26 protein-coding genes, 1 tRNA gene and 1 pseudogene are annotated in these 26,496 nt (G+C 40.5%); 9 read left to right on the forward strand and 19 right to left on the reverse strand.

Features of this window, described 5'->3' with window-relative positions; all coding sequences use genetic code 11:
• Positions 1 to 12: 12 nt before the first annotated feature.
• The 4 genes from QZZ23_RS02850 to QZZ23_RS02865 form a co-directional block, all read right to left on the reverse strand.
• Positions 13 to 387 (reverse strand): hypothetical protein, encoded by a 375-nt coding sequence (locus QZZ23_RS02850; RefSeq protein WP_292466693.1) that lies wholly within the window; start codon positions 385 to 387, stop codon positions 13 to 15.
• 28 nt (positions 388 to 415) lie between these two features.
• Positions 416 to 1,339: a DUF5655 domain-containing protein gene (locus QZZ23_RS02855; protein ID WP_292466694.1), complete on the reverse strand. Its 924-nt coding sequence runs from the start codon at positions 1,337 to 1,339 to the stop codon at positions 416 to 418.
• Positions 1,340 to 1,708: 369 nt separating this feature from the next.
• Positions 1,709 to 2,026, reverse strand: coding sequence for a tyrosine-type recombinase/integrase (locus tag QZZ23_RS02860; RefSeq protein ID WP_292466695.1), 318 nt, complete (start codon positions 2,024 to 2,026; stop codon positions 1,709 to 1,711).
• A gap of 554 nt (positions 2,027 to 2,580) precedes the next feature.
• Positions 2,581 to 4,140, reverse strand: a complete 1,560-nt coding sequence (locus QZZ23_RS02865) for a hypothetical protein (protein WP_292466696.1) — start codon at positions 4,138 to 4,140, stop codon at positions 2,581 to 2,583.
• A gap of 298 nt (positions 4,141 to 4,438) precedes the next feature.
• Between QZZ23_RS02865 and QZZ23_RS02870 the strand changes: the two genes are divergently transcribed.
• Both QZZ23_RS02870 and QZZ23_RS02875 read left to right on the forward strand, forming a co-directional pair.
• Positions 4,439 to 4,510, forward strand: a tRNA-Cys gene (locus QZZ23_RS02870).
• A 126-nt stretch (positions 4,511 to 4,636) separates the two neighbouring features.
• The gene (locus QZZ23_RS02875; protein ID WP_292466697.1) at positions 4,637 to 4,831 is read left to right on the forward strand and encodes a MoaD/ThiS family protein; all 195 of its coding nucleotides are present in this window, start codon (positions 4,637 to 4,639) and stop codon (positions 4,829 to 4,831) included.
• A 12-nt stretch (positions 4,832 to 4,843) separates the two neighbouring features.
• On the opposite strand, the gene fdhD is transcribed toward QZZ23_RS02875, so the two are convergent.
• The 3 genes from fdhD to QZZ23_RS02890 are packed head-to-tail and all read right to left on the reverse strand — an operon-like array spanning position 4,844 to position 7,205.
• The gene (fdhD, locus tag QZZ23_RS02880; RefSeq protein ID WP_292466698.1) at positions 4,844 to 5,653 is read right to left on the reverse strand and encodes a formate dehydrogenase accessory sulfurtransferase FdhD; all 810 of its coding nucleotides are present in this window, start codon (positions 5,651 to 5,653) and stop codon (positions 4,844 to 4,846) included.
• Positions 5,653 to 6,837, reverse strand: a complete 1,185-nt coding sequence (locus tag QZZ23_RS02885) for a cysteine desulfurase (protein WP_292466699.1) — start codon at positions 6,835 to 6,837, stop codon at positions 5,653 to 5,655. Before QZZ23_RS02885 ends, fdhD begins: the two co-directional genes overlap by 1 nt.
• A gap of 56 nt (positions 6,838 to 6,893) precedes the next feature.
• Positions 6,894 to 7,205 carry a helix-turn-helix domain-containing protein gene (locus QZZ23_RS02890; protein ID WP_292466700.1) on the reverse strand — a complete coding sequence of 104 codons (312 nt, stop codon included), beginning with the start codon at positions 7,203 to 7,205 and terminating at the stop codon, positions 6,894 to 6,896.
• 379 nt (positions 7,206 to 7,584) lie between these two features.
• On the opposite strand from QZZ23_RS02890, the gene QZZ23_RS02895 reads away from it, so the two are divergent.
• Entirely contained in the window at positions 7,585 to 8,334 is a 750-nt protein-coding gene (locus tag QZZ23_RS02895; protein ID WP_292466701.1) for a HesA/MoeB/ThiF family protein, read from the forward strand.
• A 5-nt stretch (positions 8,335 to 8,339) separates the two neighbouring features.
• Complete coding sequence (locus tag QZZ23_RS02900; protein ID WP_292466702.1) at positions 8,340 to 8,747, forward strand: molybdenum cofactor biosynthesis protein MoaE; 408 nt, start codon at positions 8,340 to 8,342, stop codon at positions 8,745 to 8,747.
• Between the two features lie 30 nt (positions 8,748 to 8,777).
• Here QZZ23_RS02900 and nadA read toward each other — a convergent pair whose 3' ends face one another.
• Positions 8,778 to 9,710 carry a quinolinate synthase NadA gene (gene nadA, locus QZZ23_RS02905; RefSeq protein WP_292466703.1) on the reverse strand — a complete coding sequence of 311 codons (933 nt, stop codon included), beginning with the start codon at positions 9,708 to 9,710 and terminating at the stop codon, positions 8,778 to 8,780.
• Positions 9,711 to 9,987: 277 nt separating this feature from the next.
• Here nadA and QZZ23_RS02910 point away from each other — a divergent pair, with 277 nt between their 5' ends.
• From QZZ23_RS02910 to QZZ23_RS02930, 5 genes and pseudogenes are all read left to right on the forward strand, one after another.
• Entirely contained in the window at positions 9,988 to 10,605 is a 618-nt protein-coding gene (locus tag QZZ23_RS02910; RefSeq protein WP_292466704.1) for a cobalamin-dependent protein, read from the forward strand.
• Complete coding sequence (locus tag QZZ23_RS02915) at positions 10,602 to 11,639, forward strand: uroporphyrinogen decarboxylase family protein (RefSeq protein WP_292466705.1); 1,038 nt, start codon at positions 10,602 to 10,604, stop codon at positions 11,637 to 11,639. The genes QZZ23_RS02910 and QZZ23_RS02915 overlap by 4 nt, the downstream gene beginning before the upstream one ends.
• A gap of 5 nt (positions 11,640 to 11,644) precedes the next feature.
• Positions 11,645 to 13,327, forward strand: a complete 1,683-nt coding sequence (locus QZZ23_RS02920) for an ATP-binding protein (protein WP_292466706.1) — start codon at positions 11,645 to 11,647, stop codon at positions 13,325 to 13,327.
• A 234-nt stretch (positions 13,328 to 13,561) separates the two neighbouring features.
• Positions 13,562 to 14,202 (forward strand): annotated as a pseudogene (locus QZZ23_RS02925) (MASE3 domain-containing protein); the annotation flags it as partial.
• 318 nt (positions 14,203 to 14,520) lie between these two features.
• Positions 14,521 to 14,979: a HAMP domain-containing sensor histidine kinase gene (locus QZZ23_RS02930; protein ID WP_292466876.1), complete on the forward strand. Its 459-nt coding sequence runs from the start codon at positions 14,521 to 14,523 to the stop codon at positions 14,977 to 14,979.
• 53 nt (positions 14,980 to 15,032) lie between these two features.
• Here the strand turns inward: QZZ23_RS02930 and QZZ23_RS02935 are convergent, their stop codons facing one another.
• The 11 genes from QZZ23_RS02935 to QZZ23_RS02985 form a co-directional block, all read right to left on the reverse strand.
• A complete protein-coding gene (locus tag QZZ23_RS02935; RefSeq protein WP_292466707.1) occupies positions 15,033 to 15,398 on the reverse strand; it encodes a DUF1641 domain-containing protein in 366 nt (121 codons plus the stop codon).
• A 12-nt stretch (positions 15,399 to 15,410) separates the two neighbouring features.
• Entirely contained in the window at positions 15,411 to 16,601 is a 1,191-nt protein-coding gene (locus QZZ23_RS02940) for an FAD-dependent oxidoreductase (RefSeq protein ID WP_292466708.1), read from the reverse strand.
• 239 nt (positions 16,602 to 16,840) lie between these two features.
• On the reverse strand, positions 16,841 to 17,152 hold the full coding sequence (gene rpsJ / locus QZZ23_RS02945) for a 30S ribosomal protein S10 (protein WP_015052947.1): 312 nt from the start codon (positions 17,150 to 17,152) through the stop codon (positions 16,841 to 16,843).
• A 35-nt stretch (positions 17,153 to 17,187) separates the two neighbouring features.
• On the reverse strand, positions 17,188 to 18,459 hold the full coding sequence (gene tuf / locus QZZ23_RS02950) for a translation elongation factor EF-1 subunit alpha (RefSeq protein WP_292466709.1): 1,272 nt from the start codon (positions 18,457 to 18,459) through the stop codon (positions 17,188 to 17,190).
• A 119-nt stretch (positions 18,460 to 18,578) separates the two neighbouring features.
• Positions 18,579 to 20,780 carry an elongation factor EF-2 gene (locus QZZ23_RS02955; RefSeq protein ID WP_292466710.1) on the reverse strand — a complete coding sequence of 734 codons (2,202 nt, stop codon included), beginning with the start codon at positions 20,778 to 20,780 and terminating at the stop codon, positions 18,579 to 18,581.
• 42 nt (positions 20,781 to 20,822) lie between these two features.
• Positions 20,823 to 21,383 carry a 30S ribosomal protein S7 gene (locus QZZ23_RS02960; protein WP_292466711.1) on the reverse strand — a complete coding sequence of 187 codons (561 nt, stop codon included), beginning with the start codon at positions 21,381 to 21,383 and terminating at the stop codon, positions 20,823 to 20,825.
• A gap of 4 nt (positions 21,384 to 21,387) precedes the next feature.
• Positions 21,388 to 21,816, reverse strand: a complete 429-nt coding sequence (locus tag QZZ23_RS02965; protein WP_292466712.1) for a 30S ribosomal protein S12 — start codon at positions 21,814 to 21,816, stop codon at positions 21,388 to 21,390.
• A gap of 50 nt (positions 21,817 to 21,866) precedes the next feature.
• Positions 21,867 to 22,292, reverse strand: a complete 426-nt coding sequence (locus QZZ23_RS02970; RefSeq protein ID WP_292466713.1) for a NusA-like transcription termination signal-binding factor — start codon at positions 22,290 to 22,292, stop codon at positions 21,867 to 21,869.
• A 14-nt stretch (positions 22,293 to 22,306) separates the two neighbouring features.
• Positions 22,307 to 22,597 (reverse strand): 50S ribosomal protein L30e, encoded by a 291-nt coding sequence (locus QZZ23_RS02975; protein ID WP_292466714.1) that lies wholly within the window; start codon positions 22,595 to 22,597, stop codon positions 22,307 to 22,309.
• 110 nt (positions 22,598 to 22,707) lie between these two features.
• The gene (gene rpoA2 / locus QZZ23_RS02980; RefSeq protein WP_292466715.1) at positions 22,708 to 23,850 is read right to left on the reverse strand and encodes a DNA-directed RNA polymerase subunit A''; all 1,143 of its coding nucleotides are present in this window, start codon (positions 23,848 to 23,850) and stop codon (positions 22,708 to 22,710) included.
• On the reverse strand, positions 23,851 to 26,493 hold the full coding sequence (locus QZZ23_RS02985) for a DNA-directed RNA polymerase subunit A' (RefSeq protein ID WP_292466716.1): 2,643 nt from the start codon (positions 26,491 to 26,493) through the stop codon (positions 23,851 to 23,853). It lies immediately after the preceding gene.
• Positions 26,494 to 26,496: the final 3 nt, after the last annotated feature.

Below are 26,496 nucleotides of genomic sequence, written 5' to 3' on the forward strand. Positions count from 1 at the left end.
ATTTAATTTTTATTAAATTGTATGGGGGATTGATAGCAGTTTATCGAAATCCTCTTCAGATGTTTCATATATATTTTGTTGAGAGAAGTACTTCACTTCAACCATAAAGAGATATTTAACATGTGATGATGCATCAGTAATTGCAATTAATAAATCCGGTTCAGAACGATCATCTAATCTTGGCCAAAATACAATTTTAAAATTCCAATCAGTTGAAATGGAATTGGAGTAAAATTGCTGACCATCTATGTTTTTCAAGGTGTTAATAAAAAAGTTATTCAATACTGTAATAGAGCAATACTTAATTAATCCAAAGTAACATGAAGTCAATGCATCTTCTAAATTATGAACTTCAGGTAATTTCCCATTTATTTCAGCGTCTATCATTTGCTTTTACCATGGATGTTGATTGCTGTTAATTATCTTCATAACTTTGACGAATTAAATCTTCTGCTTTTTTCAAATCTTCATGAGACTTTATTCTAATTTCCAAATCCCCTGTACCAAAATGCCCAATCTTCCTTACATCTCTTGTAAACCCTGTTTCAAGTGCAATAGCATCAGGATTGACTTTTACATAAGCAAGGATAACTTTTGCTTGTGGATGTACTTCCACACAAGCGAAATTTGCCAGTCTTTTAAAAGCAATATAATTTTTAAGAACTTTTATTTGAACATCATCTCCCAATGACTCGGTGAATACTTTCAAATCATCATACAGATTTCGGAGATCAGTATCACATTGGTTCAAATATTCATTAAAAGATTTTGAACTGCTTTTTATTTTTAATTCACTTGAATCATAAATCTCTTTTTTGGTATTGACACTAGGAGCTTCGGTTGCATTTACCAGTTCTAAAAGGAGAAGTTTACCTTCATATTTTTGATAACGAATCAGTTCAATGTTACGTTCTATCTGTTGTACTGCATGGACATCATATTTTGTGAAGTCTCCTGCTATACAAATTAAACGTGGATTGCTCCATTCAATACTTTCAGCATCTTCTGTGCCTAGCATCTTCATTACATGAAGCTCAAATTCTGCTTTATGGTCAAGGAGCCAATCAAGATAAAATAATCCTTGGTTGATTACATTCTCATTCAAAGCTCTTTTATATTCAATAATGACAGGGCAACCGTTTTCATCAATTCCAAGTGTATCAATTCGTCCTCTATGGGTTTTGCCAGTTGAATATTCACTAGCAAGGAATCTGATACTCAACAATGGTTCTAGATTTTTCTCCATATAGGTCTGCAGGGATTTCTCCAATGCAACAGATGATCCCTTTAGTTCTTGAGCTTGCTCCCCATCGATTTTGAAAATACGAGTATCACTCATGCTTTATTTCCTGAATTGATTTTCTATATAAAACAGAATATTCACATTACATAAATATTTACTCATTTTACTTTGTGGAAGCAAAACTAAAATTAATCATGCAGGTTTTTTAGGTATCAGGTGATAACAAACCTCATTCGTTCCTGTGTTCGTCCCGCTGTGCCGAAGGCACTCTCTCCGCCTGACAATAAGAAGTGAGAAAACCCAGGAAAAAAAGAATAGAGGATTTCGATAAACCCCCACTTTCAACCAATTGGTTATAAGGAGTATATATGCCGATTTTCAAAAAATAGGTTTTTTCGAAATCCTCTATATTCAAAAACTGCATATGGCATCAAAGGTTCATTTTTAGCATTTGCTTCTTAAGATTCAACTTTGAGTTGTCTTATCAATTCCTGCTTTTTGACATAATTGATTGACAATTCTGTATACCTGGGAACGATGAACTTGTTTGGATTTGTTTGCAAACATCACATAATCATTAGGTTTGAGATTATTATTCTTGCAGTAACTGATTAGTTTCTTCAGAGTTTCTACTTTGCAGGGTGCTTTCCGCATCTCTTTATCATCCTGACCTTTGCCACCATATATCTCAATGCATTTGCCATTTATGTCAAGGTCACGTAGTCTTATGTTAATTGCTTCTGAGATACCCTCAGTGCAGGGTCGTACATTAGCAATATCCATATCTCATACTTTTCATCAATGTCTGGCAATGCTAGTATTTTCTTAACTTCATCTGGCCTTAACCATTCCTTATTGTATCTATTCGTTTTTGACTTCAATTTTATTTTACACTGCTTATAAAAATATAACAGTTGGCTTATAAACGTTGCGTGACAATTATGGAGATTTCTGAAACGGAAGCAGGAGTCAATTTTGATTCGAGGTAATCTTACAGAAAAAGAGATAATGCAACAATTGATACGAAATGTTGTATTGGAAATGTGTTATGTGACGATAAAGCAGATAATCTATCCGATGATGAAATTATAACAAAGATGGAAAGAGAATTAAGTATGAGTCCAGATTTGATCAGGTTCATTGAAGAATAGAGAATAATCAATTAAAAAGAAACGAGCTTGCCGTGAATTGAACACGGGTCGATGGTTATTTCCATAGTGATGCTATACCGGAAACCATCAGGATATCCACTACCCTACAAGCCCTTTGTTGAATCTCAATGCCTTAATGGTATATCTTAGTTTTCACACTCATATATACCCTAAAATAAAATAACTCTATTCTGTTTCGTTTTCAAAAATATCTTCAAATAACTCTTCTTCAGATATTTCTTTATTTTTCAATAGAGCGAGTTGCTTAGTTTTGTTGAGTCTAATCAATTTTTTGTATTTATTGATAAGAAGGTTGTACTTTAAAATATCATCTGTTGATTCAGCTTCGGATTTCTTCTCTTCTGCTTTTTCAAGTGCCAATTCATGATTGAGAATTAACATAGCTATTCTATCTTTTTCCTGTTGTTTAAGATCGTTAGAATCAATTATTTGAATTGTTTCTGTATCTCTGAATTGTATTATTGGAAGACATTCATCTGCATAAAATTTGATCAATCTTTCTTTCTTAGCTTTATAATAAGCCTTTTTTACCGTTCCCATCTTGTGTCCCATCATGTGATAAACTAATTTCTTATCACTGATATTTTTTGAGTTCTCTAACAGGTTACCGAAGTATTTTCTAAGATTATGACTACGAATATCTTCCCATTGGAATTCCTTTGTTGTATATCCACAATTTTTAGCTTTTGTTTTCAAGAGATAATTATATCCTGCAACAGTTATTTGTCTATGTCTTTCATCTCTTTCATCTAAAAATATTTGTTTGATTTCTGATTTAACAAACAGGTATATATCATCTAACGATTTTCCATTTTCTAGATCAATATCATATCTTTGTTTTTCATATGCAAGCAATGTAGTTTCATTACTAGTTGTTGGTTTTGTATTTCTACTTTTAAGGTAGGTATCTATCTCTTTGCAGGCTTCAATGCTAAAGAATGTATAGAAAGGATCAGTATTTTTGTTCTTATTTTTCTCTCTCGTTTTTATCTCTAACATACAGATTGTTTCTTCTACATATTCTTCATCGACTTTTGTTTTTATTTTTTGTTTCCCATTTTCATATTGAACGATTGTGATATTGAACAAGTCGATACCTGCTAATCCAGAAGAAGACTGTGCTAGAATTATTGCCTTCAAAACGCCTGATGAAGAATCAACTATATCACGGATTATTTTTTTATTCGGTGTCCAGTCATTTTCACCGTCATCAGATTTTTCGTTAGGTAGTAATTTAAAATAATTATTAGGTGTTTCTATACCAAATTCTCTATAAAACTTTCTTAATCCAGATAATATTGTTTTTAAGGTAGTGGATGAATAATGTTTGATGCCCTCAGTGCCATCAGAATATGAGACCGGATATCCTGCTTCCCGTATGTATTCGAGATAATTTTCAATTTTGACAATATGATTCATTTCTAGGATATTTTCAGAATCATCATCAAATGCTTCTCTGATCAATTGTTCAGGTAACATTTTGCATTCGTAGCAGTATTGAACGACTTCATTAAGATATCTGCTACGAGTATTATCAGAATTCAACCTAGAAAGAAAATATCCAACAACATAATTTTGATGAAGTGCTTCTCTTGTTAATTCATCATCTTCTGGTTTGTAGTCCGTGTCAGTTGTATTTCTAATCCTGTCGAATATCTCTTTTTTATTGTTTGTAGTAACCAAAAATTTGTTATCATTTCTTTTTCTTCTGCTTATTTTTGGCATATAATCACCCAATGCATAACATCAATGCTACTGATTCTGTTTTTAAAATATACATTTTGTTACACTCAAGGGTGCTCTTAAAAGATATCCGCTACACTACAGGTCCATAATTTGAGACTATAATCTTATTCTGCATGTTTCTCATTGAAGATAAATATAATGTAAGAATGTAATAATGTCGGACAGGATATTGTTCTAACTCATCCTCCTGTACATTTGGTTAGTTTAGCTGCGAACAATACTCTTATATATCACAATTGTGTATTAGGAGTATTCACGATTGTGATGAAAAACGACTGCCAAGGTGGCGGAGCGGCTACGCAATCGCCTGCAGAGCGATTCTATTCCGGTTCGAATCCGGACCTTGGCTTTGAGGTCTTCTCCACCTCGCTTCCTTCAGATGTGCAGGAGCCTTACTGGCTCTTGCTAAAACATATAAACATAGAAGTCCAGAACTCCTTGTTTTATTTTTTCATAATCCCTATCAGGCTGTGCCATGAATGTAAAATTGCCATCCGGTAAAACTGAAGAAATGAATATAGGACCGCTTACTGTTGAAGAGCTGCTGCGCTTTCTGGATATCAGTCAGGGAGAAGTACTTGTGTCGAGGGATGGGCATATAATTCCTGTGGATGCTGTTCTTAATAGCGATGATGATGTCCGCATAATGCAGGTCGTATTCGGCGGCTGAGCCGGAATATTTTCATTTTGTCTGACTTTCTTGTTTTTCGTCTTCCAGCAAAGATTCAGAAACGGAAACCGGTATATCCGTTATTCTTTTACCCCATGAATAAACATTCATCTTCTTGCTGCGTACAAAACCAACAATAGTAAGCCCGCGGGATCTTGCGATATCAACTGCAAGTGTTGTGGTCGCTCCTCTTGAGGCAATAACAGGGATATTCGCAGCAAGGCACTTCCTCACCATTTCCGATGATATCCTTCCGGAACAGATGATATATGTACTGGAAAGATCGATGCCCTTCTCAAGGGCATAGCCGATTATCTTGTCAAGCGCATTGTGCCTGCCAATATCCTCAACGACACATACTTTCCCGTTTGCATCATATAGCCCTACAACATGTATTCCTCCTGTAAGAACATGAAGCTTCGAATCCAGGGTTTCTTTCACAGAGTTACGTACAGTTTCTGAATCAAGTGTGAGTTCCGACTCGATTTCAGGAAGTTTGGCAATGTCAAGATATGACATTGATCCTCCGCATCCACTGAGAACCGTTTTCTTTGAGACAAGGATCTTAAAAGGGCTTTTAGTCAGAACGCCTGCATCAGTACCCTCGATCTTGATGGATTCGATTTCATCAGCGTCCTTGATAATACCTTCAGTAAAAAGGAAACCTATCACAAACTCCCTTAGCATATCGGGACTGATCATAGCAGTCAATGCATGCCTTCCGTTAACCTTTACAGCTAGGGGCATTTCTTCTATGACCTGATGGCCTTCCAGTTCAAAAGAGCCGTTGTTTCCTTTTATGCAATCTATTTTCCTGTACATTATAATCGCCTAACAAGTTCCTTCATAGTATCAACAAACAGCTCAACTTCCTTTTCCGTATTGTAAAGGTAAAGGCTTGCCCGGACGGTACCGTTCTTCAGTCCCAGGTGCTTCATTAAAGGCTGACAGCAGTGTTTACCTGAGCGGACCATAATACCGGCACCTTCATCAAGAATATGTGCAACCTCGTGGGGGTGCAATCCGTCAACATTGAATGACACAACTCCTATCCTGTTGTAATTGTCCTGCGGGCCGTAGATAGTTACACCTTCAATATCCCTTAGTCCGTCAAGCAACATTTTCGTGAGCTTTTCCTCACATCCCTTTATCGCTTCCATTCCAATATTCTCAATGTATTCCACAGCTCTGCCAAGTCCTATCATTCCGGAAATATTGGGAGTTCCGGCTTCGTATTTTTCATAGCCCTCTGCAAAAGTGAAATTATTCATGCCCACTTCGCCGACCATCCCACCACCCAGCAACAGGGGTTCAATATCTGCTTCTTTCATCCATAGTATGCCTGTTCCCGTAGGTCCGAGCATCTTATGTCCTGAAAAACATAGGTAGTCGCATCCCATATCATTCACATCAACAGGCATGTGCGGGACGGATTGTGCGCCATCTACAAGCAACTTTGCGCTATGATCGTGGCAAATAGCAGCTATTTCCTTTACTGGCACAATGTTCCCAAGTACATTGGAAGCATGTGTGATGGCTACTATCTTTGTTTTTTCATTAATTGAATTCTGAAGGTCCTCAAGGTTCAGTGAACAATCAGGATATGTTTTTAGAATTGAAACATCAACCCCTCTTTTTTGCAGATCTATCCAGGGCAGGTAATTCGAATGATGTTCAAGAACAGTTGTAATGACACTGTCACCTTTGTTCCAGCGGACTCCGTTGGCAACTGTGTTTATGGCTTCAGTTGTATTCTTTGTCAGGACCGTTGTACCTTTTTCTCCCCCAATGAAACGTGCTACCTTCTCATGGGCATGCCAGTATCGTTGGGAAGCAATGTTAGTAAGTCTGTGTACACCTCTTCCCACATTGGACCGGTAATGCCTTTCAAATTCATTCGTAGCATTTAGCACCTGTTCGGGGGATAGGCTGGTTGCAGCACTATCCATATAGGAAATTTCTGTAAGTATGGGAAAATCAGCTCTTATGCGCTCTACATTAAGCATACTATCCATCCGAAGTATCAAAGCAGCGGCAGCTAACAGACTGTGATTCCTACGATTTAACCATTAATACAGTGCTGCTCGTCTTTTCGCAATTGCTGGCAAATGTTGCATATCCTTCCTGTAAGGTCGTTCACTTTACCTTCCTTCATTTCTTCTGCAAGGGTACGTATGGTTTTTTTGATATCCTCATCAAATATGATGCGGTATCCTCTTTTTTTAGAAAGGTATTGTGAAACGGCTGAAGGTGCCATATCAAGTTCTTTTGCAATTTGCTGTTGTGAAAGTCCACAATTTAGAAGTTCTTCTGCAATTGCTGCTCGGATGGCTGGCAGTACATCCCAGACAATCTTTTGACAGGGTAATTCCATATTTTAGTATCCTCTATGTTCTATGTTATAAGTATTCCTGAGAACTAGTTCAACTCACAATTGTGAATACGACTCGAATCTTAAAAGGCTTTTCTGTAATTTGCGTTACAAGTGTCTCTTAACTATGCAATAACTTTATATATTCACAATTGTTAATTAACATTTCACAATAGTGAATCCGAAATATTTTACACGATAAAAGTGCCGCTTTAAACCGTATTGTGCATGTTTGGCACAGTCATAATGCGGTAAGAGGTCAACTATCCTGCAAATTCTCTTAAGGAAATTGCAGGGAACTATAAACTGAAGGTCAAAAGAGATAACCTTTGACTTCTATATCGAATATTGATAAAATTGACATGTTTGAAGGATTTGTCCCATGTTAAGCAAAGATGAACTTGAACGTTACAGCAGGCAGATCATGCTCTTTGGCGAAGACGGCCAGAAACGCTTAAAGAATGCAACGGTCTTCATTGCAGGTGCAGGAGGTCTTGGTTGTCCTGTTGCCCTTTATCTTGCAGCTGCCGGAGTAGGGAACCTGAGAATAGCTGACCGCGACACTGTGGAGATGAGCAATCTGAACCGGCAGGTGCTTCACTGGGAACCAGATATCGGCAGGGAGAAAGTATTATCTGTTGAGGAGAAGCTTCGTGATATCAATCCTCACATTAAGGTAGAGACATTCCACGTCACTATAGATGATTCCAATCTAAATGAACTCGTAGGTGATGCCGACATTATAGTTGATGCGATGGACAACTATCCTGTACGTTATCTTTTAAACCAGGTTGCCCATGAGAAAGGTATTACTCTTATTCATGGAGCCATTCGTGGTTTTGATGGTCAGGTAATGACAATCGTTCCAGGGAAAAGTGCTTGTTTTAACTGTGTTTTCCCATCTCCTCCACCTGTGGAAGTATTCCCTGTGCTAGGTGTTACTCCCGGTATTATAGCAATGGTACAGGTAAATGAAGCTATCAAATGTCTGCTCAGGACAGGTGAACTCCTGACCGATCGTTTGATGATATGGAACGGTCTTTGTTCTGAAATGGAATACATGAGAGTGTCAAAGCGATGTGATTGTGTGATATGTGGAACTGCCACAGGTTCTACAGATCAGCAGGAGTGATTCCTATGATAAAAATTACACATGATGACTTTGATATAAATGCAATGATATCTCAGGCAAGAACCAGCAAAATGGGTGCAATGGTTACTTTCCTGGGAACAGTCAGGGATGATGGAATAGATAGCCTTCAGTTTGAGGTATATGAGGAAGTGGCGATCACAGAGCTTGAATCTATCCGCAACGAGGCATTCGAAAAGTTCGGGATAGAGAGTGTGGATGTTATTCACCGCATTGGTGACCTTCCGGTAGGTGAGGATATACTTCTTATTATCGTAGGTTCAGGACACCGCAAGCAGGCATTCGATGCATGTGAATACATCCTTGAACGCATAAAGGAAAGTGTCCCCATATGGAAAAAAGAAGTAGGTGAATCAGGAGAGCGCTGGATACCCGGGGAAGCCTATAATTCCTGATCCCTTTTTTATTTTATAAGATCATTTAGACTACTTGATATCAAGCATTCTCTGGATGGCAAGCCTTGCCCTGTATGCTACATCCTCAGGTACCGTTACTCTTGGTGTGAGACTTTCAAGGGACTTGTGCACTTTGTAGAGGTCCGTTCTTTTCATTGTGATACAGATGGCTTTCTCTGATAGCGGGTAGTATGACTTATCAGGACAGTCCTTTTTCATCCTGTGGATAATGCCTACCTCTGTACCGATGATAAATTCCTTTTTCTCGCTCCTGCATACGTGTTCTATCATGCCGGATGTTGAATACACATAGTCCGCCAGGTCAACCACTTCTGAACGACATTCAGGGTGAACAAGTACATCTGCGTCAGGGTGGAGCTTGCGTGCATTAATCACATCTTCCGGTGTGATCCTGTCGTGGACGAAACAGAACCCTTCCCAGGGCATTACCTTCTTGTCGGTGAAACGAGCAACATAGCTTCCAAGGTTCCTGTCGGGTACGAAAATCACCTGGTCCTCATCAAGTGACTGAACAACTTTCACAGCATTGGAGGATGTACAGCATATATCGCTCTCTGCCTTCACTTCGGCTGAGGTGTTCACATAGCATACAACTGCTGCATCAGAGAACCTCTCCTTGAGAACGCGGAGCTCGCCTGCTGTTATCATCTCAGCCATAGGACAGCTCGCATCTGCTGCTGGCAACAGTACAGTTTTCTCTGGTGAGAGTATGGCTGCTGTCTCCGCCATGAAATCCACTCCGCAGAATACTATTAAATCTGCATCCAGATTGGCTGCTTTCCTGGCAAGTTCCAGTGAATCGCCTGTGAAGTCAGCTATGTCCTGCACTTCATCTATCTGGTAGTTGTGGGCAAGTATCACTGCATTGTGCTCTTTTTTGAGTTGCAGTATTTCTTTTTTGATTTTTTTTGTATCGAGTGCTGTTTTTTCAATATAGGTCATGAATAATACCTTTATTATTTTTTAATCATAGGCTGCATTTATATCCTGATATTCACAATTGTTAATTACATTTTTTACTATATACTTATTTCTCATTTTTTTTAATAAAGCAAATTGTTATGACTCTCTTTCTAAAATTTGAGTTATGAAATATTGTTATATCATCAGGTTTTTTAATAATCAGAGATATTTTTAATAGTGACTTTATATAATTATGTTACGTAATTAAACTTGCATTAATGGTGGTGTAGGTATAGACGGAAATCGGTTACAGGTATTGGAATTTAAAGAAGCACTTCTCTCCCTGAACAGAGTTGCTGCGAAGAATCAGATTACCCGGGAATTCACAGGTGATAATGCCTTTGAACTGATTACTAAATTCATTACACCAGTTCTTGAAAGCATTGGTGAGATGTGGACACGTGGTGAAATTGCATTGTCACAGGAATACATGGCAAGTAAGATATGTGAAGAAATTGTAGAAAGCATCCTCCCTCTTGAAAGCCCGGTCCGCAAAAACATGCCCATGATTGGCATTACAACCCTTGGGGATGAACATATGCTTGGAAAGCGAATTGTTGCTTCATTCCTGAAAGCCAATGGCTTCAATATATTTGATTACGGCAACATGGGCCCTGAAATAGTTGCCCAAAAAGTCAGGGAAGATAGTGTAGAGGTCCTTATGGCTTCCACACTAATGCTCAATCTTGCGTTTGAGGTCAAAAAACTAAGGTCCATTTTTGAGCGTGAAGGTATCAAGACCAAAATAATAGTGGGTGGTGCACCTTTTTTGTTTGACAGTGATCTCTGGAAGGAAGTTGGTGCTGATGCTATGGCAGTTGATGCCATGGAATCTGTTGACAAAATACATGAGGTTCTGGGGGTATCCACATGATTCGTGATGAAATGACTCCCATGGAAAGAGTTCTCACGACATTGGGACACCAGGAACCAGATCGTGTCCCGCTTTTCCTGTTACTGACAACACAGGGTTCCAGGGAATTCAACGTTTCGATAGAGAAATATTTCTCAAAGCCTGAAATGGTTGCGGAAGCCCAGATAAGAATGCAGCAGAAATATGGCCATGATTGCTACTATCCTTTTTATTATGCTTCTCTTGAAGTTGAAGCATGGGGCAATGAGTCTATTTTCTATTATGATGCACCCCCGAATTCCGGAAGACCTGTGATTCATAATTTTGAAGATATTTCTTCCATGGAAGCACCAGATGTGTGTGAATCCCCGCAACTGCAGAACGTTCTGAAGACTACAAAACTCCTCAAAAAGCATGCAGGAGGGGATGTGCCCATAATCGGGGTAGTTATGTCTCCATTTGCATTACCAACTATGCAGATGGGTTTTGAAAAGTATTTAGATTTGATATATGAGGAACCTGATATGTTTAAGGAACTGATGAGAATCAATGAAGAATTCTGTATCCAGTGGGCAAATGCTCAGATTGAGTCCGGAGCAACTGCTATTTGCTATTTTGATCCTGTATCTTCGTCAACAATTATTCCTCCTGAGTTATATCGGAAGACCGGTTTTAAAGTTGCCAGACGAACGCTTTCCAGAATAAATGGTCCTACTGCAACCCACATGGCTTCAGGCAGGTGCCTGCCCATAATTAATGATATTGTAGAAACAGGGACTGCCGTAGTCTGCACAAGTGTGCTGGAAGACCTTGCAGAGATGAAAGCTGCATGCAAAAACAAAATATCAGTACTTGGTAATCTGAATGGTATAGAGATGAGGAACTGGTCACGGCAGGAAACTGAAGATAAAGTAAAAGACGCAATTCAGAAGGCAGCTAGTGGAGGAGGCTATATTCTTTCCGATAACCATGGGGAAATTCCATACCCTGTTCCTTCAGAAGTTCTAAAGAATATTTCAGAATCTGTAAACAAATGGGGTCAATATCCCAGGTGAATTCCATGTTTTATGATCACTATCTCCTTGTACCTGAATTTCTCCGAAAGGAAATTGAACACGTGATTTCCAACGATATCCGACTTAAAGGAATTAGATCTGGATATTTTAATTCTGCACAGGATTTCAGAAATCCGGAAATTCTTTTCAATATTATAAGGGAATTAAAATGTGATAATGATATATTGCTCCTGTGTGACAATGAATGTTCTGAAATATCCATTCCGGATGAATACTCAGGCTCAGTCAAAATAAAAAGGGTAGAAAGTATATATGTTCTCTTTGCAGAGAGAAGAATATTGCAGAGTCATGAAGTTGGTAATAATTTTGTTATAGTTCCAGGATGGCTCGAAAAATGGCAGTATAACTTGAATTCTGCAGACATGTATAAGAAGGATTCGGATGCTTCATTTTCACATTTATATGATTCGATTCTGATACTGGATACGGGTATTCATCCGGACTTTTTGGCAAAGGCAGAAGAGTTTTCCCAATTTACAGGTGTTCCATTTAACGTCCTTGATGTTGGTATGGAACATTTCAAACTTGCTTTTGATAATCTGGTAATTCAATGGAATATTGAATTGAAACAAAACCAGTTGAAGGTATGCAACAGGAAGGCGGCTTCATATGCGATGTCAATTGATTTTATTAAAACAATTGCTGACCTTACTGATGAATCAATTGCAGTTGAATCTATTTGTAAGCTATTCAGTACAATGTTTGCCCCAAAGAATGTAATTTACTATTCTTTTTATGAAGATAGGATGGAACTCAAACATTGTAAGTTATCTGGCACCGACCAGAAAGCCATAATGAAACTGAAGGATTCCGGTGCAAATTACTTAGTGTTTGATACTGAAGATGGTTTCGCAATAAAAATATCAACAACAGAGAATCTTCTTGGTATAATTGAGATACATGATGTTGCTTTTCCTGAATATCTGAATGAATACTTAAGTGCCGGATATGATCTTGCAAAAGCTGCAGGACTTGGAATTTCTAATATAAGGCGTAATCATGAAATTTTTAAGTCCAGGGAGGAGCAGGTAAAGCTAACAGAAATGCTTCGTACCACAAATCGTATTCTAAGGCATGATATTGCAAATAATCTTCAAGTTGTCACCGGGGCGCTGGATCTTCTTGAAGAGAACAAGGATGAAAAATATATTTCTATGATAAGAAAGGCCGCAATAAAAAGTATTTCACTGATTCAGAATGTACAGGAAATCGATTATTTCTCTATTGGTGATGTTGAGTTAGAGCTTTTAAACGTCAAGAATCTGCTGGATGATGTCATAAACAGGTATTCAATTAAATTCAATGTCAACGGCAATTGTATCGTTATGGGGGACAAAGCTCTGTTCTCTGTATTCGATAATATTGTTGGCAATGCTATTTCACATGGGAATGCTAGCATGATTGACATCTCAATAATGAGTCATAATGGTAAATGCGAAATTTCGATTGCTGATAATGGAACAGGTATCCCGGATGAAGTAAAACCCAGAGTTTTTGATGAAGGATACAAGTATGGAAATACGGGTCATACTGGCTTTGGACTCTATATTGCCAAAAGAACAGTCGAACGTTGTAATGGCTCCATACGTGTTGAGGATAATTATCCTGCGGGCGCGAAATTCATCATAGAATTAGCTGTTGCACAGGTGAATGATCATATTTTATAAATTTAAAGCATTTTATTGCTTCAGGCTACTGTAGAATAGCGATAAGGTGTCAACACACAGAATATTGAATAAGTTACTTATTATTTTAAATTAATTACCTTTGTATTAAATGAAATTAATATACACAGTGCTATATATCAGCATTATTTAATATGATTATAGATTATCTCAAAAAAACAGGGTTGAACTATGGCTTTCAAAGATTCATATGAAAAATATTCAGATACTTTGATCATGTTTCTTATTCTGGTAGGTCTGTACTTCGTAAGTCTGGCGAGTTTTCTCCTTTTCCACAGCATTGTTGAGGTAGTCAGTGTCGTAATCTTATCTGCTGTTTTTCTAATTGCCTGGAACTCCAGGTATTACCTGAAGAATTCATACCTTCTTTTCCTTGGAATAAGTTTTTTTTTTGTGGCAGTTATTGATTTTTACACATAATCAGCTATAAAGGAATGGGTATTTTTCCTGATAATGGATCGAATCTGCCTACTCAGTTATGGATAGCTGCAAGGTATCTGCAAAGTATTTCCCTTTTGATAGCTCCTTTTATGCTGAGAAAAGAACTTAATGTGCATAAAGTTTTTTCAATATATTTTGTATTTACCTTTTTAATTCTTGCATCGATTTTCTTGGGCTATTTTCCTGATTGTTTAATTGAAGGCAGTGGCCTGACACAGTTTAAAATAATAAGTGAGTACTTTATTTCCCTGATTCTGTTAGCTTCGCTTTTCATGCTTCATAAGCATAAAGAAGAATTCAATTCCGATGTTTATATGTTGCTTTCAGGTGTCATTATCTTCACAATATTTGCAGAACTATCATTCACCTTTTACATAGATGTCTATGGTTTTTCAAATCTAGTAGGCCACTATTTTAAATTACTTTCATTTTACTTTATATACAAGGCTATAGTCGTTACAAGTCTTAAAAGGCCGTATGATCTTCTTTATAGGGAATTGAAGATGAGGGAATATGATCTTGTAAAGAAAAAAGAATCACAGGAACATTTACTGGAAACACTGGGTCTTGTAAATAAAATACTTCGTCACGATATCCTGAATGATTTGAACATTATTATCCTTTCAGTCGGTAATCTCAAGGAGAGGATGGATGAATGGGAACTCGACATATCTGAAAAGGCTGTGCAACATAGCCTTAAGATAATTAATGAAATGAAGGACTTTGAATCACTAATGTATGTCCGGGAACTGAAAATAATCGATCTTCATCAGCTTGTGCTCGAAGTGTCACAGGAGTTCCCCATTACTGTGAATGTCAATGGAAATTGTTCTATTAAAGCCGATAGCGGCCTTCATTCGGTTATTGGCAACATTGTCCAGAATGCAATAGTCCATGGCAAGGCTGATGCAGTGGATATCTTCATGGAAGAGAAAAAGGGTTTTTGTGAGCTGAGGATAGCAGATAATGGTATTGGTATCCCTGAAATAATAAAAGGACGTGTGTTCGATGAGGGGTTCAAATATGGTGAATCCGGGCATACGGGCATCGGCCTGTATATTGCAAAAAGAATAGTTGAAAGATATGGGGATATATCCCTGGAAGATAATTTTCCATCTGGCACAATCTTTATACTAAGATTTTGTAGCAACGATATAGTAGATGAGAACAAAGAAGAAATGACCAATGTCTGAAAATAATAATGAAATCTCCGCGATGAGCGGACATTTCCTTTCCAAATTATATTCTAGTCTTCTGTGGCTCTTCCAATGGCTTTAACGAGTGTCAGCATGACTCCGAGACCTTTCTGGAAATCCTCATCATTCATTTGTTTTAGTAAACCAACAAATCCTACTTTTGGTGGATTGAGAAGGGCTTTGTCGAGTTCAGGATCCTGAAGTCCTCTTTCCATCACATCCACAAGGTCAGTGCTCATTATGGCATTTGTTATCTTTAACACAGTTGACATGAGATCTGCAATTCCGTGTGCAGTCTGATCATTAATATAGTTCTGAAGTATTCCTACTGTTCGAACAAGATCCAAAACAGCTTCTACATCAGTAGGTGTTATTCCCATTCCTGACATTTGTTCTGTAATATTTTCGTCTGTCATATTCCTTCCTCCTCAGAACATTCCTTTTACACTAATGTCCCAGTGAATGTGGTAATACATGCGGTACAGGAACCAACCCATTTTTGTGGTTGTGAATGGTGCAGGGGGAACTCCATATCTCCAGGTAGCAATATACCCTTTCCCCATTGTGTTTGGAGTTTCAATTTCAGTGACTATCGGACACCCTGTTTCTCCTTCATAAGGTGTTTTAATACCATTCCCATAAATATCGTTGATCAGGTTCTGACTTACTGCAATAGCTTGATAGTGTGCACCGATTCCTGTTTTCAGAATCTCAACAGGTCCCAGGTCCCCGAGAACATATACATTGTCAAAATTACCTGCCGGGCCACGGTACTGAAGTGTTGCTTTATCTGCAGATAACCAACCCTTTTCATCGGTAAGGCCGGAATCTATCAAAACCTGTGGAGCTTTATGTGGTGGAACAGTAATCAGGAGGTCATAGTTCACTTTATCTCCATTCTTCGATGTCAATTCTTTTTTAGCACCATCAACGTTAGCTAGCGGGAAATTTCTTATGACCTCAATATTCTTTTCATTTAATTGTCCAGTTACAAACTTGTTAAATTCAGGCGGTCCAATGGGTTCCATCGGCCATACAAGGGTCAATTGCACATCGTCTCTGTTTTTCTTAATGTTGCGCAGATAGCTCTCAAGCATAAAAGTGAATTTCACTGGTGCACCCGGGCATGGAATTGGCATTGAGGCAACAGAAACTACAACTTTTCCACCGTTGATGTTCTTTACCAGATCTCTTACCTTAAAAGCATCTTCCATAGAAGTGTAGAATGTGTTAATGTCTTCTGCAAGTCCGGGAACAGCATCTATATCAGCCCTGCACCCCATTGCAATTACAAGATGGTCGTAAGTGTATCTTTTATCGCTTTTGACAGTAATCTCTTTATTTTGAAGGTCTACAGTTTTAACTTCCCCGTCATTTCCATAAAATGCTTTAACTCTGGGGCTAATGAGCTTTTTTCGTGGCCTTGTGATATCTTCAGGTGTATAAAGTTCAAAAGGAATAAAAGTAAAGCCGCCTTGATTGATATTAATGTCACTTTTGTCGAGAATAGTTATTTCCAATTCATCTTTAGCGATTTTGTTTCTGAATTCTCTGGCTAGTATATTGGCTACCACCGATCCGGCATAGCCTGCTCCTAATATCAGTACCTTTTCTTTCATAATTAAACCCCACATTTTTAATGAGTTCATAGTTTAGATATATTTTGCGGTACTGATAGTTTATCTCAGTAGTATTTAAGGAAATGGAAGAACCTATCAAAACAGATATTTTATAGCAGTTCTATGCAAAAATCTTTCATAGCCAGCACTCTTGAGTACCGGCTGGAAGATGAGAAGTAGAGGTTACAGATTTAATCTGTAACTTAAAGGATATAGTTATTGCTAGCAATAACTATAGTTTAGTTCTGGAGTACTATCTCTATGTTGATATCCTTAGGAACCTGGATACGCATAAGCTGTCTGAGTGCACGTTCATCTGCTGCGATGTCGATGAGTCTCTTGTGTACACGCATTTCCCAGTGATCCCATGTAGCGGTTCCGTCGCCACTTGGACTTTTACGGACAGGTACTACCATCTTTTTAGTAGGTAGTGGAACTGGTCCTGAGATACTTACCCCTGTTCTATCTGCAATGGCTTTTACCTGATCGCAAACACCATCGAGGTTTACAGGACTGATTCCTGATAATCTTATTCTTGCTTTCTGTGACATGTTCTTCTCCTATAAAAAAGGAAAGTTTGAGTGTCTTACTGCTTCTGTTTGACACTCATGCACATGCCAGCAGCAATGGTCATACCCATATCACGGATAGCGAATCTACCGAGCTGTGGAATTTCCTTTACTGGTTCGATAACCATTGGCCTTGTTGGTCTGATGGTTACGATTGCTGCATCTCCAGCCTTAATGAAGGTTGCATTCTCTTCCTTGACCTGACCTGTCTTTGGATCAAGTTTCTTGTCAATGGACATGAGGGTACATGCAGTCTGGGTTGTGTGACAGTGGAATACTGGTGTGTATCCTGCTGTGATAGCTGATGGGTGCTGAAGTACAACGATCTGTCCTGTGAACTCTTCTGCTACTGAAGGTGGGTTGTCAGCTGAGCCACAGACATCTCCTCTGCGGACATCGTTCTTTCCGATACCACGTACGTTCCATCCAATGTTGTCACCAGGAACTGCCTGAGCCTGTTCTTCATGGTGCATTTCAATGGACTTTACTTCACCGGTTACGCCACTTGGGTTGAATGTTACGCTCTGACCCTTCTTCATAATTCCTGTCTCGACCCTACCTACTGGTACGGTTCCGATACCGGAGATGGTGTATGCATCCTGTACAGGGATTCTGAGTGGAAGTGTGTCTGGTTTATCTGGGACTGTAAGGAGGTTGAGTGCTTCAAGAATGGATGGTCCTTTGTACCATGGTGTGTTTGCACTTGGTCCCTTCATGTTGTCGCCCTCAAATGCTGAGGTTGGGATGAATGGAATCTCACTTGCTTTGAATCCTACCATACCGAGAAGCTGGCTTACCTGATCCTTGACCTCATTGTATCTCTTTTCGCTGTACTCTGCTGCATCCATCTTGTTTACAGCAATGATGAGCTGGTTGATACCAAGGGTTCTTGAAAGGAAAACGTGTTCCTTTGTCTGAGCCATTACACCATCAGGTGCTGCTACTACAAGGATAGCTGCGTCTGCCTGGGATGCACCGGTGATCATGTTCTTTACGAAGTCACGGTGACCTGGACAGTCTACAATTGTAAAGTAGAATTTGTCGGTGTCGAATCTCTTGTGAGCGATATCGATTGTGATACCTCTTTCACGCTCTTCCTTGAGTGAGTCCATGACCCATGCGAATGCGAAAGATTCTTTTCCTTTCTCTTTTGCCTCTGCCTTGTATTTCTCGATCATGTGAGCAGGTACTGCTCCTGTCTCGAACATCAATCTTCCGACAAGGGTTGACTTGCCGTGGTCAATGTGACCGATAACTGCCAAGTTCATGTGTGGTTTGTCAGCTGCCATGTTTAATTACTCCTTATTAAATGTTAATTTGAATATGATTTGACCTAATAGTTGTTTCTACGTTTAAACCTTTCTGACGAATTGGGGTTTTTGCAGCCTATGGCTACAAAAAACTTCAATTACATACTGAGGTAATCAGATGCCTGCGGTAGTTCCTTTTTAAGTCCCTTCCTTTCTCTGATGCCACAAACGATTTCTGCTGTCAGGTTAGTTGGAAGTGTGTCGAAGCCTGCGAATTCTGTGCTCCACATTGCGCGGCCTTCAGTTGCAGACCTGATATCTCCTGCAAATCCGAACAGTTCGGATACTGGTGCTCTGGACTCGATAATGGTCATGTCACCTTCGGATGTCATGTCTATGATAGTACCACGACGTCCCTGTATCTCCTTGGTTGCGCCACCCATGTTGTTCTGTGGAACCTGGATGAATACCTTCTGATATGGTTCAAGAAGTGTGTCATCTGCCATAAGCATTGCTGCCTGGATTCCCTGTCTGGATGCAGGAATTACCTGTGCTGGTCCTCTGTGTACTGCATCTTCGTGTAACTTTGCGTCAACGAGTTTGACCTTTACGCCCATACATGGTTCTCTTGAAAGAGGTCCTGCCTTCATTACTTCCTGGAATCCTTCAAGGATAAGTTCCATGGTTTCACTGAGGTGCTGGATACCCTTTGTGACATCTATGTATATATTACTCTCAAAGATGTCTACAATACCCTTAGCTTCATCTTTGGTGAGGCCTGCTTCCATGAGCTTTTCTCTGCGCTCAACTTCAGGCATACGCATGGATATCTCGCCAGCCTTGATAAGGTCCCTAACTCCTTGCTCAAGTGGCTCGACTGTAACGTAGAATCTGTTGTGTCTGTTTGGTGACTTTCCTTCTACCGGTCCAGCGCTGCCACGAATGGTTTCACGATAAACTACTAGAGGTGGTGTTGTTGTGATCTCTACTCCCTTGTCACGCTCAATTCTGTGTGCAATGACTTCAAGGTGGAGTTCTCCCATACCTGCCATCAGGTGTTCACCGGTCTCTTCGTCAAGTGTGATCTTAAGTGTTGGGTCTTCCTTTGCAACCTGTCTCAATACTTCTACAAGTTTTGGAAGGTCCTTCATGTGCTTAGCTTCTACTGCGACGGTAACTACAGGTTCACTTGCGTGTGTGATACTCTCGAAAGGCTCCATGCCATCAAGGGTGGTTACAGTTGAACCGACAATAGCATCTTTAAGCCCGGTTACAGCTGCAATATTTCCGGCAGGGATGTTCTCCACTTCAAGTCTCTTTGGACCCATGAATACACCTACCTGCTGAATCCTGTTAGTCTTAGATGTACCTGATACGTAAACTTCCATACCACGTCTGAGTGTACCGCTGAACAACCTTCCGGTTGCAACTTCACCTGCATGTGGGTCCATTGTAATGTCCGTCACCATGAAAGCAAGATCTCCATTAGGATCTGCGTTGATCATTGACTTACCAATCTTGGATTCCTTGTCGCCATGCCAGATAGCATCGATTCTTCCTTCCTGTGCATCAAGAGGGGATGGAAGGAACCTGATTGCCATATCGTTGAGAACTTCGTGGAGTGGGCACTTCTCTGCAAGTTCCCTGATGCTTTTTTCATCATCAGCTTTATTGTAATCATAGATCTGCTGGAAAGTTACTCCGGTCTTCTTCATCATTGGCACGCTGATAGCCCAGTTGTACAATGCTGAACCGAAAGCCACGGTACCTTCTGCTGCGTCAACTCTCCATCCTGCTTTGTAACGCTCTTCATTCATACCTTTAATGAGCTTGTTTACGTGATCGATAAGCTTACCTAGTCTGATCTGCATTTCCTGTCCGTCGACCTGCAACTCATTGATGAGGCGGTCAACTTTGTTGATGAACAGAACTGGCTTGACATGTTCTTTCAATGCCTGTCTGAGAACTGTCTCTGTTTGTGGCATTGTGCCTTCTACAGCATCAATAACTACAACAGCACCGTCTACAGCACGCATTGCACGTGTAACGTCTCCACCAAAGTCTACGTGACCTGGTGTGTCGATAAGGTTGATGAGATATTCTTTGCCCTCGTACTCGTGGACCATGGATACGTTTGCAGAGTCAATTGTAATGCCTCTTGCCTGTTCCTCTTCGTCAGAGTCTGTCCAGCATGCGTTACCTGCAAGTTCCTTTGAGAGCATTCCTGCGCCTGCAAGAAGGTTATCTGATAAAGTTGTCTTTCCGTGATCTATGTGCGCAACAATACCCATGTTACGTATCATTTTTGGTTGACTCATGAGCGCTGCTACACGGTCGACCATTTTATCATTTCTAGCCATATTTTACTACCTAATCCTTATTTACTAACTGCCTAGGCTCGGTTAACGTGCTGCCTTTGCGACTCTTTCCTTGGAATCTTTCCTGTTTATGGAGAAGCATTTAGCATCGCGGTTTGAAGCTGCAATAAGTTCTGCTGCAAGGCAGTCTGCTGCACTTCTCTTGGATTTGAACGCAGCCTTGTTTGCACCCATTGTGATGTGCCTGAGCGCACTGTCAACGCGTCTCTGTGGGGCAGTGTCTACTGCTTTTGGTACGGATATTCCACCGTACTTAAGTCTGACTACTTCTTCCCTAGGACCTGCGTTTGAGATTGCCTCTACCAGTACCTGTACTGGGTTCTTCTTTGTCCTTGTGTTGATTATATCGAAAGCCTCAGAGACGATCATCATTGCTCTCTGTTTCTTTCCTGTATTCTGTGCGTTACGCATGACGTTGTTAACAAGACGTTCTACGATGCTTATGTCTGACTTGTTGAACTGCTGTCTTGCATGCTTCCCGTTAGTGTGGGGAATAATCACAGGTTCGAGGCTTACGTACCTTCTGATACCCTGATCAGCGACCTCAACTTCAGTGAGATCCCATTTCCCAAATAATTTATACATCTGATTATCTCCTTGGTTTCTCTTTGCGGCCAATGACCATCTCTCTTAAGGATACATTGTTAACAGCAGTGACCTTAAAGCGTACTCCGGGAATATCACCCATTGCACCACCCATGCGGCCACCTATTCTTTCTACTGTAACTTCATCGTGCTCATCGATAAAGTTGATAGCACCGTCTCCAGGGCAGAAAGCTGACACCTGACGTCCGTTCTTTATCAACTGTATTCTTACACATTTCCTGATAGCTGAGTTTGGCTGCTTAGCCTCAATTCCCACTTTCTCAAGTACAATGCCTCTTCCCTGAGGTGCGCCACCAAGAGGGTCTGCTTTCACGTCAAGTCCGAGTGTACGTCTGTTATAGCGGGAGTCCTTCCATCTTGCATCCTTTCGCATGCGTTGAAGTGTATGAGCTGCATATTTTCCATTTGGCATAATTATGTCTCCAATTAATGTCTTTGATGAGTATGATATTATTTGAATTATCACTGCAGGATGACATCATCTATATCATGATGTCTCTTAGCGACAAGTTTTACTTTCTCAATATTTTTACCATTGCGTCCTATGGCAAGACCCTTGTCTTTATTAGATACTTCTACATAAGCCAATCGCTTATCATTCCTGTTCGTAATATTCACTGATTTAACAGATACCGGGCCGAATGCGTTTTTTATGAACGCAGCAGGTTCGTCCGAGTATTCGACAAGATCAATTTGTTTATCCACATTCTTCTTCATCCGATTGATATGGTCGCCATTTTTTCCAATTGCGGCACCCATATCACCCGCTTTAATCACATATATTATTCGGCCATCATCGATAATGCAATCTTTGACTGCTGCACCTGTAATATTTTCAAATAATGTGATATACCTGAGACTTTCAGTGGATAACTTGATCTCGCCCAAATATTGCAACTCCTTTAAGCAGCAGCAGCCAGAATATCAGACTCACCGCTGTCAATGATTGCCATTGCAGCAATGAGGAATGGTTTTCCGCATGCAGGTCCAAGTTCTGTTCCTGTGCCGGAGTAGTTTAATATCGGTACATTCAGGCTTTCGATCTTTGCTCTTACATCTGCAGGGCAATTTGCGGCAAGTACGACCATTTTTGCTTCGTTGTTAATTGCAGCATCAATAGTCCTGTTAGATCCAATGATCACCTTTCCGGTTCTGATCACTTTGATCAGTGCTTTGTCAATGTTAATATCCATTTATATCAACTCATTTATAATGTCAGTTTGAGATTTGTATTAATAAGTGATTCCGTATATTTACTTTCTGGTTGTTCTTTATATGTATCTATATAATGAACACTAATACGTCATCTTGAAATGAGATGTACATCTCCTGTTCCCAGCTTAATGGGCTGTCCTACTATAATATTCTCGGTAACACCGTTGAGTTCATCACGATCTCCACGCATACCGGCATCTAGCAGGTGATTCACAGTAACTTCAAAAGCTGCACGTGCAAACACACTGGCTTTCTCACCCGAAATACCGTGTCTTCCAATCTGTTTCACTTCTCCGTCACAGCACATTATGTCGGATACAAGCATTATATGCCTGATATCTACAGTAAGGCCCTGCTCTGCAAGAGTGTCAGTAGCTTCTTTAATAATGGAATTCCTTGCAGCTTCGATACCAAATACCTCAAATATCTCTCCGATGTTGTTGGTATGTGTTCTTGTAGCATCTGTTCCTTCTATCTGGAGTACTTCTTTAAGCTTTGAACCTTCTGTATAAAGTGTATATTCCTCTCCATCCTTTCTGATAACAACTCTTTTAATTCCTTCGATACCCTTCAGGGTTATGAAGTGAATTTTCTTTGCAAGCTGGAGAAGTTCACGGTAAGAAGGTGCATTTGGAGTCACTATGATCTGGTTTGCTATACTGTCTGAGACATGTACCATCACATCAAGTTCTTCATGCAGCTTTTCTGCAATTTCATCAGGTATAAGTGCCCTCTGAATCAGTGTCTTCTCGTGAAGATCAAGTATAAGGCGCATGTTGGCAAGGTCCGTTGTGATGTCTGCGAGATGTTCTATATGAGTTGCCTCAATCTCCCATGCAAGCTTACGTGCCTTATCCCTGTCAGTTGCGTATTCATGTTCCAGTGCAATTGTCATCATTGGTGTGCTTGGCTGTTTCCTTGCATCCACAATCTCGATGAGACGTGGTAAACCAAGTGTAACGTTAATTTCAGCGACACCAGCGTAGTGGAAGGTACGCATAGTCATCTGTGTACCTGGTTCTCCAATAGATTGTGCTGACACAACACCCACCGCTTCACAAGGTTCCACGCATGCATATTCATAACTGGCTGCCAGACGCTCAATGATGTCTTCAAGCTCTTTCTTTGTAACACCTACCTTCATAACATCGTCTTTCAATGTTCCCATGATGTTCTTAGGTAGGTCGAGTTGAGCGATCATAGAATCAATAGTTGCTTCACTGATTGTCATTTAGTTCACCTCCTTCCCGGTGACCATTCTGACAATCCTGTGTACTGCCTCAGGTTTACTATAGTCACTCTTTGTGGAGTCAATACCGTCCTCTCCATATTTGAACTGGACGATAACTCCACGTGTTTCACGTACAGATCCATCATACTGGACTTCAAGATCCTGCAATGCGTTTACAAGTCTCCTCTGAAGGTAACCTGACTGGGAAGTACGGACTGCAGTATCCACAAGACCTTCACGACCACCAATTGCGTGGAAGAAATATTCAGTTGGATTCAATCCGCTCTTATAACTTGCTTTAACGAATCCGTGGGCATCTGCACCAAGGTCACCCTTGTCAAAGTGCGGGAGTGTCCTTCCTGCATAACCTCTTCTGATCCTTTCACCACGAACCGCCTGTTGTCCAACACAGGCAGCCATCTGGGTCAGGTTAAGCATTGAACCTCTTGCACCGGACTTGGCCATTATAACCGCAGAATTCTCAAGACCAAGTTGCTGACCTGCAATATTACCGGTCTGGTCTCTGGCTTTACCCAGTACCTGCATAATCTTCATTTCGATGGTCTCTTTGAGTGTACGTCCTGGCAAAGGTTCCAGTTCTTTCGCTTCATAAGCGTTAATTAGTTCTTTTACGTTTTCTTCCGCTTCTTTAAGGAGATTATTGATCTGCAGCTTTGCAGTCTTGGGTATGTCTTCGTCACTGATACCGAAACTAAGTCCCGTTTTCATCACGCCACGGATAGCAAGTCTTGTAAAGTCATCTACAAAATTGGCACCTGCTTCAGAGCCGTATTCCTTAACAACCTTATCAAGAATCTTGCCCTTGAAAGCACCAATGGCCTGTTCATCGATAGTGCCCTGAAGCATTTCTCCGTCTTCTATGACCACGTATGCATTGTACTCGCAATCCTTCTTCTTACAGGTGTCACATTTGAAACATACCTGTGCCGGGAATTCAAGATAGAGTCCCTTTGGAAGGATCTGACTGAAGATCTGCTTTCCGTTCCATAGTGGTTCTCCGTCTTCTGAGTAACTTGAAGGTTCTGGAAGAACTCTTACGTCGGATTTCCTGAGCAGTTCAAGAGCTGCGTTCTTGGTAATTGCGTTCTCATTCCTTGTGAGCAGGAACAATCCTGAGATGTGGTCGTGTATACCGCCGATGATAGGTCCTCCGAAACGAGGGGACAGGATATTTTCCTGTACCTGCATGAGTATGCTGGCTTCAGCCCTTGACTCTTCGGTTTGGAGAACGTGCATGTTCATTTCATCACCGTCAAAGTCGGCGTTGTATGGGGCACATACTGCAGGGTTAAGCCTGAATGTCTTGTTAGGCAGTACCTTGACCCTGTGAGCCATGATACTCATCTTGTGGAGGGATGGTTGTCTGTTAAAGAGAACAATATCTCCGTCCATGAGCTGTCTTTCGACTGTCCATCCTGGTTCTATCTTCTCTGCAAGTTCTTCCTTGTTGATCTCTGATACTCTGATACGCCTTCCATCTTCACGTATGGCATAATTTGCTCCAGGGTGCACTTCTTTACCACGCAGTACATACATACGAAGAAGTTCTATATTCCTTGTAGTTACTCTTAGAGGTATTGTCATCTGTCTGGCAATTGCGAAAGGAACTCCAACTTCATTGATGCTCAGGTTAGGGTCAGGGGATACAACAGTACGTGCTGAAAAGTTCACACGCTTACCTGACAGACTTCCTCTGAATCTTCCTTCCTTACCCTTTAGACGCTGTGTAAGTGTTTTCAGAGGTCTTCCTGATCTATGTCTTGCAGGCGGTACGCCTGATACTTCATTATCGAAGAATGTTGTAAGATGGTACTGGAGCAATTCCCACAGGTCCTCTATAATAAGCTGTGGTGCACCAGCATCTCTGTTCTCTTGGAATCTCTGGTTGATCCTGATGATGTCCACGAGCTTGTGGGTCAAGTCATCTTCACTGCGCTGACCGGATTCAAGGGTGATCGAAGGTCTGACCGTTACTGGTGGGACTGGCAGGACTGTAAGGATCATCCATTCAGGTCTTGCACTTTCAGGGTCCATTCCAATAACCCTCACGTCCTCGTCAGGTATGTTCTCAAAGCGGTCACGTATTTCAGTTGGTGTAAGCTTATGTCCGTCCTCTACGTAATCACTGGGCTTTTCAAACTTGATCTCAAGCTGCTCGGCTGAACAGTATGGACAGGTCTTTGACTTGCGTGCTTCCTTGAATACTTCATTGATAATATCGTCAGGCAGGTGTCCCATTTCTTTTGAAGTTTCCAGTTGTGCAAGGAAGTTTTTCTTCTTTTCCGAATCAAGGAGCAGTCTGCTGCAGTTGCGGCAGATTGACCGCAGTGCCTTTCGTATGGTCTTGTTAAAACCTACATGTATGACTGGAGCAACAAGGTCAATGTGTCCAAAGTGTCCCGGACATTCGCCGGCACGGCTGCCACAGGTCTTACATTTCAGACCGGGGTCAATAACTCCAAGACGCAGGTCCATAAGGCCCATATCAATAGGATAGCCGTCGTCGTCATAGGTGTCAGCGGTAATAATTGCAGTGACACTCATCTTCCTTACTTCGCGAGGGGAGAGCAGACCAAATTTTATAGCACCGATTCTTTTTGGAATTGATGGAATATCGTTCATTTT

The sequence above is a fragment of the Methanolobus sp. genome (genome assembly GCF_016278385.1).
GTDB lineage: Archaea > Halobacteriota > Methanosarcinia > Methanosarcinales > Methanosarcinaceae > Methanolobus.

Bases quoted from the DNA above. Each gene is read 5' to 3' on its own strand.
- QZZ23_RS02850 (WP_292466693.1), bottom strand. From the start codon at position 387: ATGATAGACGCTGAAATAAATGGGAAATTACCTGAAGTTCATAATTTA.
- QZZ23_RS02855 (WP_292466694.1), bottom strand. From the start codon at position 1,339: ATGAGTGATACTCGTATTTTCAAAATCGATGGGGAGCAAGCTCAAGAA.
- QZZ23_RS02860 (WP_292466695.1), bottom strand. From the start codon at position 2,026: ATGGATATTGCTAATGTACGACCCTGCACTGAGGGTATCTCAGAAGCA.
- QZZ23_RS02865 (WP_292466696.1), bottom strand. From the start codon at position 4,140: ATGCCAAAAATAAGCAGAAGAAAAAGAAATGATAACAAATTTTTGGTT.
- QZZ23_RS02875 (WP_292466697.1), top strand. From the start codon at position 4,637: ATGAATGTAAAATTGCCATCCGGTAAAACTGAAGAAATGAATATAGGA.
- fdhD (WP_292466698.1), bottom strand. From the start codon at position 5,653: ATGTACAGGAAAATAGATTGCATAAAAGGAAACAACGGCTCTTTTGAA.
- QZZ23_RS02885 (WP_292466699.1), bottom strand. From the start codon at position 6,837: ATGCTTAATGTAGAGCGCATAAGAGCTGATTTTCCCATACTTACAGAA.
- QZZ23_RS02890 (WP_292466700.1), bottom strand. From the start codon at position 7,205: ATGGAATTACCCTGTCAAAAGATTGTCTGGGATGTACTGCCAGCCATC.
- QZZ23_RS02895 (WP_292466701.1), top strand. From the start codon at position 7,585: ATGTTAAGCAAAGATGAACTTGAACGTTACAGCAGGCAGATCATGCTC.
- QZZ23_RS02900 (WP_292466702.1), top strand. From the start codon at position 8,340: ATGATAAAAATTACACATGATGACTTTGATATAAATGCAATGATATCT.
- nadA (WP_292466703.1), bottom strand. From the start codon at position 9,710: ATGACCTATATTGAAAAAACAGCACTCGATACAAAAAAAATCAAAAAA.
- QZZ23_RS02915 (WP_292466705.1), top strand. From the start codon at position 10,602: ATGATTCGTGATGAAATGACTCCCATGGAAAGAGTTCTCACGACATTG.
- QZZ23_RS02920 (WP_292466706.1), top strand. From the start codon at position 11,645: ATGTTTTATGATCACTATCTCCTTGTACCTGAATTTCTCCGAAAGGAA.
- QZZ23_RS02930 (WP_292466876.1), top strand. From the start codon at position 14,521: ATGTATGTCCGGGAACTGAAAATAATCGATCTTCATCAGCTTGTGCTC.
- QZZ23_RS02935 (WP_292466707.1), bottom strand. From the start codon at position 15,398: ATGACAGACGAAAATATTACAGAACAAATGTCAGGAATGGGAATAACA.
- QZZ23_RS02940 (WP_292466708.1), bottom strand. From the start codon at position 16,601: ATGAAAGAAAAGGTACTGATATTAGGAGCAGGCTATGCCGGATCGGTG.
- rpsJ (WP_015052947.1), bottom strand. From the start codon at position 17,152: ATGTCACAGAAAGCAAGAATAAGATTATCAGGAATCAGTCCTGTAAAC.
- tuf (WP_292466709.1), bottom strand. From the start codon at position 18,459: ATGGCAGCTGACAAACCACACATGAACTTGGCAGTTATCGGTCACATT.
- QZZ23_RS02955 (WP_292466710.1), bottom strand. From the start codon at position 20,780: ATGGCTAGAAATGATAAAATGGTCGACCGTGTAGCAGCGCTCATGAGT.
- QZZ23_RS02960 (WP_292466711.1), bottom strand. From the start codon at position 21,383: ATGTATAAATTATTTGGGAAATGGGATCTCACTGAAGTTGAGGTCGCT.
- QZZ23_RS02965 (WP_292466712.1), bottom strand. From the start codon at position 21,816: ATGCCAAATGGAAAATATGCAGCTCATACACTTCAACGCATGCGAAAG.
- QZZ23_RS02975 (WP_292466714.1), bottom strand. From the start codon at position 22,597: ATGGATATTAACATTGACAAAGCACTGATCAAAGTGATCAGAACCGGA.
- rpoA2 (WP_292466715.1), bottom strand. From the start codon at position 23,850: ATGACAATCAGTGAAGCAACTATTGATTCTATGATCGCTCAACTCGAC.
- QZZ23_RS02985 (WP_292466716.1), bottom strand. From the start codon at position 26,493: ATGAACGATATTCCATCAATTCCAAAAAGAATCGGTGCTATAAAATTT.